General features: G+C 29.0%; 1 protein-coding gene. It reads left to right on the top strand.

Annotated elements, in window-relative coordinates; translation table 11 throughout:
• Nucleotides 1–231 (top strand): hypothetical protein (locus QP437_RS10520; RefSeq protein WP_369279347.1); only part of this gene is annotated, 231 nt, incomplete at both ends.

The following is a 231-nucleotide window of genomic DNA, read 5'->3' as shown; positions in this document are numbered from 1 at the left end:
AGCTTTCATGAATCTTCAACAACGTATAAATAAACTACCACAATTATCATCCAGTTTTTCATTTGGAAAAGATATTGATAATATTCATTCATTTATCTTTAACGAAACTTCTAAAGATAAAATTGAAGATTTACTAAGAAAATGGGTGTCAGGCAATCAGCCCTGTGTATTTGGTAAATTGGCAAGCAAGAAAATTAAAGGGCTTGATTTCCATTTATCTATTGTAAATAG

This window comes from Haemophilus sp. UMB1048, assembly GCF_030218125.1.
Taxonomy (GTDB): domain Bacteria; phylum Pseudomonadota; class Gammaproteobacteria; order Enterobacterales; family Pasteurellaceae; genus Haemophilus_D.
This window is presented reverse-complemented; position numbering and strand designations above follow the sequence as displayed.